This is a genomic window from Roseovarius maritimus (genome assembly GCF_043355895.2).
Lineage (GTDB): Bacteria > Pseudomonadota > Alphaproteobacteria > Rhodobacterales > Rhodobacteraceae > Roseovarius > Roseovarius maritimus.
Genome location: NZ_JBHFPF020000002.1, coordinates 309,664 through 322,950, shown reverse-complemented (window position 1 = coordinate 322,950; position 13,287 = coordinate 309,664). Strand labels below are relative to the sequence as shown.

16 protein-coding genes are annotated in these 13,287 nt (G+C 62.8%); 11 read left to right on the top strand and 5 right to left on the bottom strand.

The features are described 5' to 3' along the window. Window positions 1–26 precede the first annotated feature (26 nt). Window positions 27–518: a hypothetical protein gene (locus ACEWPM_RS06415; RefSeq protein ID WP_393961600.1), complete on the top strand. Its 492-nt coding sequence runs from the start codon at window positions 27–29 to the stop codon at window positions 516–518. A gap of 3 nt (window positions 519–521) precedes the next feature. Here ACEWPM_RS06415 and glmS read toward each other — a convergent pair whose 3' ends face one another. Together glmS and glmU are read right to left on the bottom strand one after the other, a co-directional pair. Next, on the bottom strand, window positions 522–2,345 hold the full coding sequence (gene glmS, locus ACEWPM_RS06410; protein WP_393961599.1) for a glutamine--fructose-6-phosphate transaminase (isomerizing): 1,824 nt from the start codon (window positions 2,343–2,345) through the stop codon (window positions 522–524). Continuing rightward, the gene (gene glmU, locus ACEWPM_RS06405) at window positions 2,345–3,700 is read right to left on the bottom strand and encodes a bifunctional UDP-N-acetylglucosamine diphosphorylase/glucosamine-1-phosphate N-acetyltransferase GlmU (RefSeq protein ID WP_393961598.1); all 1,356 of its coding nucleotides are present in this window, start codon (window positions 3,698–3,700) and stop codon (window positions 2,345–2,347) included. Before glmU ends, glmS begins: the two co-directional genes overlap by 1 nt. Window positions 3,701–3,858: 158 nt before the next feature. Here glmU and ACEWPM_RS06400 point away from each other — a divergent pair, with 158 nt between their 5' ends. Both ACEWPM_RS06400 and ACEWPM_RS06395 read left to right on the top strand, forming a co-directional pair. Next, window positions 3,859–4,521 carry an HAD-IA family hydrolase gene (locus ACEWPM_RS06400; protein ID WP_393961597.1) on the top strand — a complete coding sequence of 221 codons (663 nt, stop codon included), beginning with the start codon at window positions 3,859–3,861 and terminating at the stop codon, window positions 4,519–4,521. Beyond that, window positions 4,518–5,714 carry a DegT/DnrJ/EryC1/StrS family aminotransferase gene (locus ACEWPM_RS06395; protein WP_393961596.1) on the top strand — a complete coding sequence of 399 codons (1,197 nt, stop codon included), beginning with the start codon at window positions 4,518–4,520 and terminating at the stop codon, window positions 5,712–5,714. The genes ACEWPM_RS06400 and ACEWPM_RS06395 overlap by 4 nt, the downstream gene beginning before the upstream one ends. On the opposite strand, the gene ACEWPM_RS06390 is transcribed toward ACEWPM_RS06395, so the two are convergent. Continuing rightward, window positions 5,711–6,184 carry a CreA family protein gene (locus ACEWPM_RS06390; RefSeq protein WP_393961595.1) on the bottom strand — a complete coding sequence of 158 codons (474 nt, stop codon included), beginning with the start codon at window positions 6,182–6,184 and terminating at the stop codon, window positions 5,711–5,713. The genes ACEWPM_RS06395 and ACEWPM_RS06390 overlap by 4 nt on opposite strands. Further along, on the bottom strand, window positions 6,184–6,657 hold the full coding sequence (locus ACEWPM_RS06385; RefSeq protein ID WP_393961594.1) for a pyridoxamine 5'-phosphate oxidase family protein: 474 nt from the start codon (window positions 6,655–6,657) through the stop codon (window positions 6,184–6,186). The genes ACEWPM_RS06390 and ACEWPM_RS06385 overlap by 1 nt, the downstream gene beginning before the upstream one ends. Window positions 6,658–6,754: 97 nt before the next feature. Here ACEWPM_RS06385 and ACEWPM_RS06380 point away from each other — a divergent pair, with 97 nt between their 5' ends. Continuing rightward, window positions 6,755–7,054: a hypothetical protein gene (locus ACEWPM_RS06380; protein WP_393961593.1), complete on the top strand. Its 300-nt coding sequence runs from the start codon at window positions 6,755–6,757 to the stop codon at window positions 7,052–7,054. A gap of 8 nt (window positions 7,055–7,062) precedes the next feature. Here the strand turns inward: ACEWPM_RS06380 and ACEWPM_RS06375 are convergent, their stop codons facing one another. Continuing rightward, on the bottom strand, window positions 7,063–7,674 hold the full coding sequence (locus ACEWPM_RS06375) for an OmpW/AlkL family protein (RefSeq protein WP_393961592.1): 612 nt from the start codon (window positions 7,672–7,674) through the stop codon (window positions 7,063–7,065). A 282-nt stretch (window positions 7,675–7,956) separates the two neighbouring features. On the opposite strand from ACEWPM_RS06375, the gene ACEWPM_RS06370 reads away from it, so the two are divergent. The 7 genes from ACEWPM_RS06370 to ACEWPM_RS06340 all read left to right on the top strand — a co-directional run bounded on the left by ACEWPM_RS06370 (window position 7,957) and on the right by ACEWPM_RS06340 (window position 13,257). Next, window positions 7,957–8,619 carry a glutathione S-transferase family protein gene (locus tag ACEWPM_RS06370; protein ID WP_393961591.1) on the top strand — a complete coding sequence of 221 codons (663 nt, stop codon included), beginning with the start codon at window positions 7,957–7,959 and terminating at the stop codon, window positions 8,617–8,619. Between the two features lie 195 nt (window positions 8,620–8,814). Then, window positions 8,815–10,065, top strand: a complete 1,251-nt coding sequence (locus ACEWPM_RS06365) for a hypothetical protein (protein WP_393961590.1) — start codon at window positions 8,815–8,817, stop codon at window positions 10,063–10,065. Window positions 10,066–10,263: 198 nt separating this feature from the next. Beyond that, window positions 10,264–10,629, top strand: coding sequence for an NADH-quinone oxidoreductase subunit A (locus tag ACEWPM_RS06360; RefSeq protein ID WP_393961589.1), 366 nt, complete (start codon window positions 10,264–10,266; stop codon window positions 10,627–10,629). Next, a complete protein-coding gene (locus tag ACEWPM_RS06355; RefSeq protein WP_393961588.1) occupies window positions 10,620–11,153 on the top strand; it encodes a NuoB/complex I 20 kDa subunit family protein in 534 nt (177 codons plus the stop codon). Before ACEWPM_RS06360 ends, ACEWPM_RS06355 begins: the two co-directional genes overlap by 10 nt. Window positions 11,154–11,186: 33 nt before the next feature. Beyond that, window positions 11,187–11,807, top strand: coding sequence for an NADH-quinone oxidoreductase subunit C (locus tag ACEWPM_RS06350; RefSeq protein ID WP_393961586.1), 621 nt, complete (start codon window positions 11,187–11,189; stop codon window positions 11,805–11,807). Further along, on the top strand, window positions 11,807–12,016 hold the full coding sequence (locus ACEWPM_RS06345; protein WP_393961585.1) for a hypothetical protein: 210 nt from the start codon (window positions 11,807–11,809) through the stop codon (window positions 12,014–12,016). The genes ACEWPM_RS06350 and ACEWPM_RS06345 overlap by 1 nt, the downstream gene beginning before the upstream one ends. After that, on the top strand, window positions 12,013–13,257 hold the full coding sequence (locus ACEWPM_RS06340) for an NADH-quinone oxidoreductase subunit D (protein WP_393961584.1): 1,245 nt from the start codon (window positions 12,013–12,015) through the stop codon (window positions 13,255–13,257). The genes ACEWPM_RS06345 and ACEWPM_RS06340 overlap by 4 nt, the downstream gene beginning before the upstream one ends. Window positions 13,258–13,287: the final 30 nt, after the last annotated feature.

Here is a 13,287-nt window from a genome sequence, read left to right as displayed (position 1 = left end):
CGGCGGCGCGGCATAGGGTCGGCCATATGAAACATCTTGTCTCAATCGCGGCCCTTGCGGGTCTTGCCAGTTGCGCCGCCATGCCGGACTGGATGCGTGCTGATGCCCCCCGGCCCGAGGTCGCCCCGATCGATGAGGCCGCTATCACGCCCGAGGCGCCGACCCCTGCCGGCACCCCGCCGCCTGCAAACGCCCGCACGGTTGAGCAATTCGACACCACCACCGACGCCGACAAGGCCGCTGCGGCGCAGCCGGCGGCAGGCGGCACCGATCTGGGCCTGACCATCGCAAGCCTGGGCGCGCCGGGCGAGCCGGGATTCTGGCTGAAGACGCCGCTGGTGAGGACGGCGGGGCCGGGCCGCGTTGTCTATCCGGCCAATGGCAAATCGGTGAAGGTCGATCTGATTCCGCTGGATGCCGAGCCGGGGGCGGGCAGCCGTATGTCGCTGGCCGCGCTGCGCGTGATCGAGGCGCCCCTGACGGGGCTGCCCGAAGTGCAGGTGTTTCGCCTGAACTAGGCGCTACTCGACCGTCACCGATTTCGCCAGGTTGCGCGGCTGGTCCACATCCGTGCCCTTGGTGATTGCGGTGTGATAGGCCAGAAATTGCACCGGCAGCGCATAAAGGATCGGCGCGATCGCATCGTCGATTTCGGGCATGATGATGGTCTGCCACACCCCGTCCGACGCCTCATGCGCGCCCGCCGCATCTGTGATCAGGATCACCTTGCCGCCACGCGCCATCACCTCCTGCATGTTCGACACGGTCTTGTCGAAAAGCGCATCGCGCGGGGCCATCACGACCACGGGCATATTCTCGTCAATCAGAGCGATGGGGCCATGCTTCAACTCGCCAGACGCATAAGCTTCAGCGTGGATGTAACTGATTTCCTTTAGCTTTAATGCGCCTTCAAGCGCGAGTGGAAACATCACGCCGCGCCCCATGAAAAGCGCATCGCGCGATTTTGCCAGACGCTGCGAGATGCCGCGCACTGTCTCCTCGATGCTCATCGCCTGGTTGAAGACCGCCGGAAGCCCGCGCAACCCGGCCAGTTTGGCCTTGAGCTCTGCATCGGTCAGGCGCCTGCGCGCATGGGCGGCCTTGAGCGCCAGCAGCAGTAGCACGGTCAACTGGCAGGTGAACGCCTTGGTCGAGGCGACGCCGATTTCGGCGCCCGCGTGGATCGGCATGTTCAGATCGCTTTCGCGCGCGATCGAGCTTTCGGGGACGTTGGTCACCGCAAGGATCGTGCTGGCCTTGCCCGCGCAATAGCGCAGCGCGGCCAGCGTATCGGCCGTCTCGCCCGATTGGCTGACAAAGAGGGCGGCGGTTCCCTCGGTCACGGGCGGTGTACGATAGCGGAATTCCGAGGCGAAATCGACCTCGACCGGCAGGCCGGCCAGCTGCTCGAACCAGTATTTTGCGGTGAGACAGGCATAATACGCGGTCCCGCAGGAGGCCATGACGATGCGGTTGATATTCGCAAAATCAATGCCTTGCCCCGGAAGGTTTATGTCTCCCGCATCGGGCGCGATGTAAGCGGCCAAGGTCTCGCTGATGACGGTGGGCTGCTCGGCGATCTCCTTGGACATGAAGTGCTTGTGCCCGGCTTTGTCGATGCGCGCGGCATCGACGCGGATCGTGCGCGCCTCGCGCTGAACGGCCTGGCCCTGCGCATCCGTGATCTTGATCGAGTTGCGGGTCAGCACCGCGCAATCGCCCTCTTCCAGATAGGTGATGCGGTCGGTCATCGGCGCCAGCGCAATGGCGTCCGAGCCGATGAATACCTCGCCCTCGCCATGGCCGATGGCCAGCGGGCTACCCTTGCGCGCGGCAATCATCAGATCGGACTCGCCTTCAAACAGGAACGCCAGCGCATAGGCGCCTTGCAGTTGGGCGAGGGTGCAGCGGGCGGCCTCTTCGGGCGTGGCGCCTTCGTCGATATGCTGCTGCGCCATGAGCGCGACGGTTTCGGTGTCGGTTTCCGTCTGGTGCGCGATGCCCGCCTTGGCCAGTTCGGCGCGCAGGTCGCGGTAATTCTCAATGATGCCGTTATGCACCACGGCGACGCGGCCCGCCCGGTGCGGGTGCGTGTTGATCAGCGTCGGCGCGCCATGGGTGGCCCAACGAGTATGGCCGATGCCGGATTTACCGGCCAGGGGTTCGTGCACCAGAAGGTCGCTGAGATTGACCAGCTTGCCGACCGCGCGGCGGCGATCCAGTGTGCCCTCGTTGACGGTGGCGATCCCGGCGCTGTCATAACCGCGATATTCCAGCCGTTTCAGCGCCTCGACCAGTGTTGGGGCAACTTCGTGCTGGCCCAGTATCCCTACAATACCGCACATTATACCGCCCCTTTATCCTGTTTGGCCTTCTTGGCCTTTAACATATCGAACAATTTGCGTGCAAAACCGGGTTTGATGACCTGTTGCGCGCGGCCAATCGCCAGCGCATCTTCGGGTACGTCCCGCGTGATGACCGAGCCTGATCCGATCAGCGCCCCAGCCCCCACCGAGACCGGCGCGACCAGCATCGTGCCAGACCCGATGAAGGCCCCTGCGCCGATAGTGGTGCGGTGCTTCATCACGCCATCGTAGTTGCAGGTGACGGTGCCTGCGCCCACATTGCAGGCCTCGCCCAGATCGGCATCACCGATATAGGTCAGGTGGTTCACCTTGGCGCCCGCCTCCAATACCGCGTTCTTGATTTCCACGAAATTGCCCACGCGCACATCCTCGGCCAGCTCGGCACCGGGGCGCAGGCGGGCATAAGGGCCGACGACCGCACCGCGCGAGACATGGCACCCTTCGAGATGACTGAAGGCGCGGATATGCGCGCCATTCTCAACCGTCACGCCGGGACCAAAAACGACATTCGGCTCGATCAGCGTATCGGGGCCGATCATCGTGTCATAGGCGAAATAGACCGTATCCGGCGCCTGCATCGCGACACCATCCTCAAAGGCCTGCGTGCGGGCGCGCGCTTGAAACAGCGCCTCGGCGGCGGCCAGTTCGGCGCGCGAATTGACGCCCAGCGTCTCGGCCTCGTCGCAGGCGATGGCGGTGGCGCTGAGGCCGCGCGCGCGGGCGATAGCGATGATGTCGGTCAGGTAATACTCGCCCGAGGCATTGTCATCGCCGACTGCTTCGATCAGATCCAACAGGGTGGCGGAGTCTGCCGCGATAACACCTGAATTACAAAAAGTTACGGCGCGTTCTTCGTCCGTGGCATCCTTGAATTCGACGATCCGGTCCAGTGCATCGCCCTGCATGATCAGGCGGCCGTAGCGGCCCGGATCAGCGGCTTTGAACCCCAGCACGACGACGTCATGTTCCTGCCGTGCCGCGATCATCCGCTCCAGCGTTTCGGGCCGGATGAACGGGGTATCGCCGTAAAGGACCAGCGCGTCGCCATCATGCCCGTCCAATGCACCTCGCGCCTGTGCGACGGCATGGGCGGTGCCCAGCTGCTCTTCCTGGCGGACGCAGCGGATCTCTTCGTCATGCTCCTGCGCCGCGGCCTCGACGGCCTCGGCCCCGTGGCCCGTGACCACGGCGATGCGCGTCGGTTCCAAGGCAGCACCCGCGCGCAGGGCGTGGATCAGCATCGGCGCACCCGCGATAGGATGCAGCACCTTGGGCAGATCGGACTTCATGCGCGTGCCCTTGCCGGCGGCAAGGACGATCAGGGCGGTGCTCATCGACGGAATCCTTCCAAGATTTCCTTTGTATCGCGGGCAGGGTCGTTTTATCTGCCTGACAGGCAGGTGCAAGAGAGCGGCGATCAATCTAGATTGCGATTGTGACAGGGCCGGGCGGAAAGGCGCCGCCGGGCGCAAATTGAGCGGGAGGCGCGCAGATGCGCAGCATCATCTTCGATCTTGACGGCACCTTGGCCGATACCAGCGGCGATCTGGTGGCCGCCGCCAATCATTGCTTTCGACAAATGGGGGCGGGGGACCAGCTGAGCGCGGCTGATGCCGGGACGGCGCTGCGCGGCGGGCGCGCGATGCTGACGCTTGGCCTTCAGCGCATGGGCCAGGCCGAGGATGCCGCCGTTCTCGATCGCTATTATCCGATCCTGCTGGATGCCTATGAGGCCGAGATCGACACGCATACGGTGTTCTATCCGGGCGCGCTGGATGCTGTCGCCGCGCTGGTCGCGGCAGATTTCAAGGTGGCAGTCTGCACGAACAAGCCGGAATACCTTGCGCGCCAGTTGCTGACCCGCATGGGCGCGCTGGACCTTTTCGGCGCCCTGATCGGCGCCGATACGCTGCATGTGCGCAAGCCCGACCCCGAGCCCTTGCGCGAGGCGGCGCGCCGCGCGGGCGGCGATCCGGCGCGTGCATTGATGGTGGGCGACACGATCACCGATCACGACACAGCGCGCGCGGCGGGCGTGCCCTCGGTGCTGGTCACGTTCGGGCCGAACGGCGCGGAGATGCCCGCTCTGGCGCCAGATGCGCTCTTGGATGATTTCGCGGACCTGCCCGGCATCGCCGCGCGCCTTCTGATATGAGCGGCGCGCCGGAGATATTCACGGGCAGCTTTACCCAGCAGGAGCCGATTCCCGAGGACGCCATCGACGCCGCCCTTGCCGTCATGCGCTCGGGGCGACTGCATCGCTATAACACCGAGGATGGCGAGGTGGCCTCGCTGGAGCGTGAATTTGCCGCTTACACGGGTGCAAAATATGCGCTGGCCGTGGCCTCGGGCGGGTATGCAATGGGTGCAGCGCTGCGGGCGATCGGGGTGGGGCCGGGCGACAAGGTGCTGACAAATGCCTTCACGCTCGCCCCCGTGCCGGGCGCGGTTGCGGGCGTGGGCGCGGTGCCGGTCTTTGTTGGCGTGACCGAGGCGCTGACGATTGATCTGGACGATCTGGAGGCCAAGGCGGGCGAGGCAAAGGTGCTGATGCTGAGCCACATGCGCGGCCATCTGGCCGATATGGACCGTCTGATGCAGATCTGTGACGCGGCAGGCATCACCGTGATCGAGGATTGCGCGCATACGATGGGCGCCGCGTGGCGTGGGCGCATGTCGGGGCGTGACGGGCTGATCGGCTGCTATTCGGTGCAGACCTACAAGCACATGAACGCCGGCGAGGGCGGCTTCCTGATCACTGACGATGATGACGTGGCGGCGCGGGCGATCCTGCTCTCGGGGTCCTACATGCTATACAGTCGGCATGGCACGCGCCCACCGGAGGCGGCGTTTGAGCGCGCCAAGTATCTGACGCCTAACGTTTCTGGCCGGATGGACAACCTGCGCGCGGCCATCCTGAGGCCGCAGTTGCGCAAGCTGGACGCACAATGCGCGGCTTGGACGGCACGCTATCGCGTTGTCGAGGCGGGCCTGCGCGGCACCCCGGGCCTGACGGTGGTCGAGCGGCCTGACGAGGAAACATTCGTCGGTTCTTCCATCCAATTCCTGCTGAAGGATTGGCCCGATGCGGCACTGGGCGAGGTTCTGCGCCGCTGCGCGGCGCGCGGTGTGCAGCTGAAATGGTTCGGCGGGGCCGAACCCGAGGGCTTTACCAGCCGCTATGACAGCTGGCATTACGCACCAAGCGAGCGCATGCCAGACAGCGACCGTATCCTGCGCGCCATCGTCGACATGCGCCTGCCGCTGACCTTCAGCGAGGCGGATTGCGCCCTGATCGCGCGCATCATCCGCGCCGAGGTGGGTGCGGTCTGGCAATCGCTGGACTAACGGCGGTCGGCATCATCCCTAATCGGCACGGTCGAGATGGACACCTTGGCCGAGCCTTGGGTCAACTCGCGGCCATGGGCGACATAGATTAGCGTGCGGTTCGCCTCATCATAGATGCGCTTGACCCGCAAGGTCTTGAAGATGATCGAGCGGCTGGCGCGGAACACGTCCTCGCCGTCCTCGCTGCGGTCGATATTTCCCAAGGTGATGGGGCCGGTCTGTTGGCATTCGATCGCACTGTTCGATGGGTCCTCGAACCAATTGCCATTGGCGAGGCGGTCGATCAGGCCGCGCTCGAAATAGGCAAGATGACAGGTGACGCCGCTGACCTCGGGATCGGCGATCGCCTCGATCACGATGTCATTGCCGGCCCAGTCGACGCCGATCTCGCCGACTTGCTCGGCGCTGGCCTGCCACGCTAAAGGGGACGCCAGCGCGGCGACCCCCAGCATCTGTATAACCCGGCCCATCAGAAACGGATCTTGGCATGGCCGCCGGGATTGGCGGTGTCGTCGGTCATGGCGGATTTGGCCATCTCGTAGAAGGCTTTGGCGTTGCTGTCATGGGCCCAGACCTCGGCCGATTTGGGCGTGAAGCGCACGAGGCGGACATCGGGATCGTCCTTGCCTTCCTCGAACCAGGCGGCGTCCATGGGCGACCAGATCTCGTCCAGCTTGTCGCGGCTGGTCTCGATGGCGAGGCTGCCGTCGATCACGGCGTAGATCTTGGCATCGCCCGAGGCAACCAGGTAGCGCGCGTCTTTGCCGGCGGCTGCATCCTCGCCAATTTCAGTATGATTCGCGGTCAGGAACCACAGTGCGCCGTCGTCCTGCCGCGCATGGTGGACCATGGGGCGCGCATCGGTGCCGGTGGCCGAGAGCATCCCCACATTGACGTTTTCGATACGGTCCCAGAAGGTGGCTTTGAGGTCTTGGTCGCTCATGTCGATCCCCTTGTCGTGTCATTGCGTTCATCCGCTAAACGATGCGCAGGCCCGCGGGGTTCCCGGCGCAAGGCCGCAGCGTTCGAGGAGGGACAAGGTGCCGCGCTGGATGTTCTTTGCGCCGCTGATCGCGCTTGTCGCCACCACGGCGATGATCGGCCTGTCATTGGGGCGCAAGGCGGCCCTGCGCAGCGACGAGACCGAGGTGATCACGCGCATCGTCAGGCAATATGTCGAGGAGGAGGGGCCGGGCGCCGCCGAGACGGACTGTACCGCGCGGCTTGCCACGGCCGAAGCGCTCTGGCTGGTGGTGACCTGCGCGCCGCTGCGGCGCGCAGGCAGGATCTACTATATCGACCGGTTCGGCGCGATTGCCCATATGGATCAAGCCGAATGAGGCAATGCTCAGAAGCGGTAGACGTAGGCCGCGCCGACGACCCAAGGGTCGATATCGACCTTGCCGATCTTGGTGCCGTTCACCTTCACGTCGGTGCCGATATCCATGTAGCGCATGTCGAGCCGCAGCGACCCATGCTCGGACACCTTGAAGTCGAGGCCCGCATGAACGGCAACGCCCCAGCTGTCATCGAGGTCAAGCGCCGCGCCGGCCAGCGCGCCGGTGCCCACGTCGTCAAAGAACGTGGTGTAGTTGATGCCAAGGCCGACGAAGGGCGTGACGGTGCTGCTGTTCACGAAATGATACTGAAGCGACAGGACCGGGGGCAGGTGCTTGGTCTTGCCGATGGTGCCCGCGCCGGCGAGGCTGATGTCATGCTCGAAGGGCCATGCTGCCAGCACTTCGATGCCGATCTTGTCTGCAATGAAGTATTCGAAGGTCAGGGTCGGGCGGGTGTTGTCACCGACGCTGATCTCGCCTGCGGTGGTGGTCGAGCTGCCCTGCGGGTTGACATTGTGCACACCGATACCGACGGTCATGTCGCCTTTGCTTTGGGCGAGGGCGGGGACTGCGGCGGTGGCCATCAGGGCCGCGGCAGCGATGGTGATGCGGGTATTCATGGCTCTTCTCCTTCTAAGCTCGCCGGTGTCATAGGCTCAGCCGCGCAGCGCCGAGTTGATTTGGGTCAAACGGGATCGCGATGGCGTGAGTGATGCACCGGTGCCACAGGTGAGGCGGATAGAGCGCGTCTGGCCAAGGCTGTTCTTGGGTATTTTTGCCAAGAAAATGCCCTGGCGGGTGCATCCTGAGCCGAGGGCGCGGAGTTACAGTAAAAAGACTGTGCTCTGCCAAGCCGGTTACCTGACCGAAATCACGATCACGAAACAGCAAGGAAAAATGACATGATCACGCTCTATCACGTGCCGCAAAGCCGCTCGATGCGGGTGCTTTGGCTGCTGAACGAGCTGGATGTTGAACATCGACTCGTCGAAATGCCGTTCGACGGATCTCTGGGCACCGAAGAGTTCCTGACCCGGTCGCCCGCCGGCCGGGTGCCGGCGCTGGAAATCGAGGGCGAGCGCATGTTCGAGAGCGGCGCCATGGTGGAATACCTGTGCGAGCGTTTCCCCGAGCGCGGCATGGGCCGCCTGCCGGGTGCGATGGACCGGATGGCATGGCTGGTCTGGGTGCATTTCGCCGAGACGGTCAGCCAGCATGTTGCGGCGCTGACGCTGCAGCATGTGGTCTTGGGGGAGGAGAGCTGCGCTGCGGTCAAGCGCATCGAGGTGCAGCGCTTGATCCAATGCTATGATGCGATCGAGGCGCGACTCAGCACACCGGTCGAGAATCGCGACTATCTACTGACGGGCGGCTATTCGGCGGCTGACATCTGCGTCGGGCAGGCGGTCTACATGGCGCGGCACTTTGCGGTGGTGGACCGGCACCCGGAATTGTCCGCATGGTTCGAGAGGATCACCGAGCGGCAAAGCTACCGCGACGCCCTGCCGGGCGCGGAAAGTAGCCGCATGTTCGAAAAGGAGTTTTATCCTGCGTCCGAAGACTAGCGCAGCAGCGTGGCTATGACGTCCGGCGGCAATGCCTGATGGATGCGAAGGGCTGTACTGTCGACACTGTACCACAATAAGCACGACAATTGACGTTTAATAAACTCATCCTTGAGATAGACAAGGGTAACGCGGTAAAGATCCTGCAGGTTCAGGACGGGTACGTGTCCGGGGTGGCTTGTTGGGGATGTTGTCATGAAATGTGTCTTTTCAGCCGCCGTTTTGGCGGTGACGGTGTGTTTTTCACCGACAGCTTTTGCACAGTCAGCCAGCAGCACCGGCAACTATTCAATCGGCGGCGGGGCGATCAAGACCAATCTGCGCTACTCCGAAAAGATGTTCGACCGCCAGGAAAACGTCACGAACAAGGTCGCGGTTGCATTGCGCGCCCGGCAGGACGGCAGTCTCGATCCGCAAAGCCTTTATTTTGGTGGGCGGTTCCTCGGAACCTACATCTGGGAGGATACGAATACGGCGGGCAAGTTCCCGATCCTGTCGCGCCTTCCACCCACCCACACTTCTGGTACATCCGATTCCTATGGTGTGGTCAATGAGGCGTCCCTCAATGCAACGGTGACGCTGCCCTATGTCACGGCGGTCGTTCAAGGCGAATACACGGAGGTCGCGTATCCTGGTCAGGACGCCACGCAACTTCGCTCTTACTGGCTGGTCGTCGGAGATCTGGATACCTCGCCCTTTTATGCCGCCATCGGACGCAAGACGGTCAATTTCGGCAATTTCTCGACCTATGCGCCTTTTACCCATAGCCACAGCAACCACTATTTTTGGGCGCAATCGCGCAATCCGCTGATCGAGCTTGGCTATGTGACCGACCGGACCAGCCTTGCCCTGTCGCTCATTCCCGAGCATCGCGGATTCCGCGTCGTCAGCAGCCCGGACAATGACGGCGATCTGTCGAACATCGCGATCAATGGCGCGCACCGGTTCGACTATGCGGAGGGTCGCAGCCTGACATTGGGAGCGGGGTTTCTGCGTGGCACGATCTATGACAGCACGTTGGCGCATCATCCGCCCACCGTTGGGATAGATGGCTCGTGGAATAATGCCTTCAACGTGAATGCCACCTATAGCACCCCGACCTACGATCTGATGGCCGAGCACACCTTCACCGCCGACCGCTGGCCGGCGACAGGCCATGCCGTTTCGGCCACAACGCTGCAGGGGCGCTACAAATCCCAGCTTTTCGGCAAGCCGGCAACCTATTCGTTGGCGCTGAGCCGGGGCGAGCAGGGGGCCGAGGGCACCGAGTGGGAGTTCATGCAGCAGGCCATTCTCGGGATCGAGATCGAGCCGGTTCCGCACGTAAAACTTGGCGCGGAATACATTTTCAACGATGGGTTCGTGCCGCTGATTCTGCCAACCATCACGGGCGATCGCAGCGTGCAATCCCACACGCTCATCGTCGGGGCCAAGCTGACCTTCTAGGCCGAACGCCGTCCGCGCCGGCACATGTTGCGCCTGCGACCATTCGCGCATGATCTGCGGGCTGGATGGCACCATTTGCGCGCAACCAAACTGTCACGCGTCGGTTGACCCCATCAGGGGGCGGCGATAGATACATGCCAGCCACCTTTGCAACTTGCGTGCAGGGCCCCGGAGGCCGCAGCAGAATAGGAGCCGCTCTTGGAAGAGATGTTGAGGGAATACCTTCCCATTCTGGTCTTTCTGGCCATTGCCATCGGCCTCGGGGTCATCCTGATCGTCGCCTCGCTTGTTCTGGCCGGGCGCAATCCCGACCCGGAAAAGGTCAGCGCGTATGAGTGTGGTTTCAACGCATTCGACGACGCGCGGATGAAATTTGACGTGCGGTTCTATCTCGTGTCGATCCTCTTCATCATTTTCGATCTGGAAATCGCGATGCTGTTTCCCTGGGCGGTGGCGTTCCAGGACATCAGCATGACGGCCTTCTGGTCGATGATGGTGTTCCTTGGCGTGCTGACCATCGGTTTTGCCTATGAATGGAAAAAGGGAGCCCTGGAATGGGAGTAGCCACTTCGCCCAATCATGCGGGCGCCGACCGCGAGGTCGCCACGCAGGATCTGAACCGCGAGCTACAGGACAAGGGATTCCTGCTGACCGCGTCCGAGGACATCATCAACTGGGCGCGCACCGGCTCGCTGCACTGGATGACCTTCGGGCTTGCCTGCTGCGCAGTCGAGATGATGCACACCTCCATGCCGCGCTATGATGCCGAGCGCTTCGGCATCGCGCCGCGCGCCTCTCCGCGCCAGTCTGACGTGATGATCGTCGCCGGCACGCTGACCAACAAGATGGCGCCCGCCCTGCGCAAGGTCTATGACCAGATGCCCGAGCCGCGCTACGTGATCTCGATGGGCAGTTGCGCCAATGGCGGCGGCTATTACCACTACAGCTATAGCGTTGTGCGCGGCTGCGACCGCATTGTGCCGGTGGATATCTACGTGCCGGGCTGCCCTCCGACTGCCGAGGCGCTGCTTTACGGTATTCTACAGCTGCAACGCAAAATCCGCCGCACGGGAACCATCGTCCGCTGAGGCGGGCGGGCGCTGTGACGCAAGGGGAATGACATGACCGAAGCGCTCAAGGAACTGGGCAGCCATATCGAGACGAAGCGCAAGGATTGCGTTCTGGGATGGTCCGTTGATCGCGGCGAGCTGACCGTTGACGTGGCCCTCAGCAGCATCAAGGGGCTGGTCGAGTTTCTAAAGACCGACAGCACCTGCCGCTTCTCGACGCTGGTCGATATCACTGCCGTGGACTATCCTGAGCGGGCCAAGCGGTTCGACGTGGTGTATCATTTCCTCAGCATGTACCAGAACCAGCGCATCCGCCTGCGGGTCGCGACGCGCATGGATGACATGGTGCCCTCGATCACCGACATCCACCCGTCGGCCAACTGGTTCGAACGCGAGGTGTTCGACATGTTCGGTATTCTCTTCTCGGGCCATCCCGACCTGCGCCGCATTCTCACCGATTACGGGTTCCGCGGGCATCCGCTGCGCAAGGATTTCCCGACCACCGGCTATACCGAAGTGCGCTATGACGAGAACAAGAAGCGCGTCGTCTACGAGCCGGTGAGCCTCGTGCAGGAATACCGCCAGTTCGACTTCATGTCGCCATGGGAAGGGGCGGAGTACGTCCTGCCGGGCGACGAGAAGACGGATGCCAAGAAAGAGGGTGCGAAGTGATGCTGAACAATATCGGATTGCCTGGTCTGATTTTGATGCTTGTGATCCTCACGGTGCTGATCGTGCCGTTCTGGCGCTTGCTGCCGAAATTCGGCATCAGCAAATGGGTATCGATACTTGCGATCATTCCCGCGGCGCCGCTGGTTTTGCTGTGGGTGATCGCGTTCATGGAGCCCGTGCAGGGCCGCAGTTCGGAGGCACGCACATGATGGACGGCGATATCCGCACCAACACCTATGATGACGGATCGCGCGATTTTGAATCGGGTGAGCAGCAGATCCGCAATTTCAACATCAACTTCGGCCCGCAACACCCTGCCGCGCACGGCGTTTTGCGTCTTGTGCTGGAACTTGACGGCGAGATCGTCGAGCGGTGCGATCCGCATATCGGCCTGCTGCATCGCGGCACCGAGAAACTGATGGAGAGCCGCACCTACCTGCAGAACCTGCCCTATCTCGACCGACTCGATTACGTGGCGCCGATGAATCAGGAGCATGCCTGGTGCCTGGCCATCGAGCGTCTGTGCGACATCGAGGTACCGCGCCGCGCCAGCCTGATCCGGGTGCTTTATTCCGAGATCGGGCGCATTCTCAGCCACCTCCTGAACGTCACGACTCAGGCGATGGATGTGGGCGCGCTGACGCCGCCACTCTGGGGCTTTGAAGAGCGCGAAAAGCTGATGATCTTCTACGAGCGGGCCTGCGGCGCGCGCCTGCATGCGGCCTATTTCCGGCCCGGCGGCGTGCATCAGGACCTGCCCGGCGATCTGCTGGACGATATCGAGACGTGGGCCAAGCACTTCCCCAAGGTGATGGCGGATATCGACGGCCTGCTGACCGAAAACCGCATCTTCAAGCAGCGCAACGCCGATATCGGTGTCGTGAGCGAGAAAGACGCGCTCGATTGGGGTTTTAGCGGCGTGATGGTGCGTGGCAGCGGCATGGCATGGGATCTGCGCCGGGCGCAACCCTATGAATGCTATGACGAATTCGACTTCCAGATCCCCGTGGGCAAGAATGGCGATTGCTATGATCGCTACCTCGTCCGCATGGAGGAAATGCGCCAGTCGACCAGCATAATCCTGCAGGCCATCGAGAAGCTGCGCGCACCGGAGGGCAAGGGGGACATCATACATCGGGGGAAGATTTCTCCGCCCAAGCGGTCCGATATGAAGACCTCGATGGAAGCGCTGATCCATCACTTCAAGCTCTACACCGAAGGCTTTCATGTGCCCGCGGGTGAGGTCTATGCTGCCGTCGAGGCGCCCAAGGGCGAATTCGGCGTCTACATGGTTTCGGACGGCACCAACAAGCCGTATCGTGCGAAACTCCGCGCGCCGGGATACCTGCATCTGCAGGCGATGGATTATATCGCCGGCGGTCACCAACTGGCCGACGTGGCGGCGATCATCGGCACGATGGACGTCGTGTTCGGGGAGATCGACAGGTGACCACCGCCTTTTTTGCCACCTGCGCCGCGG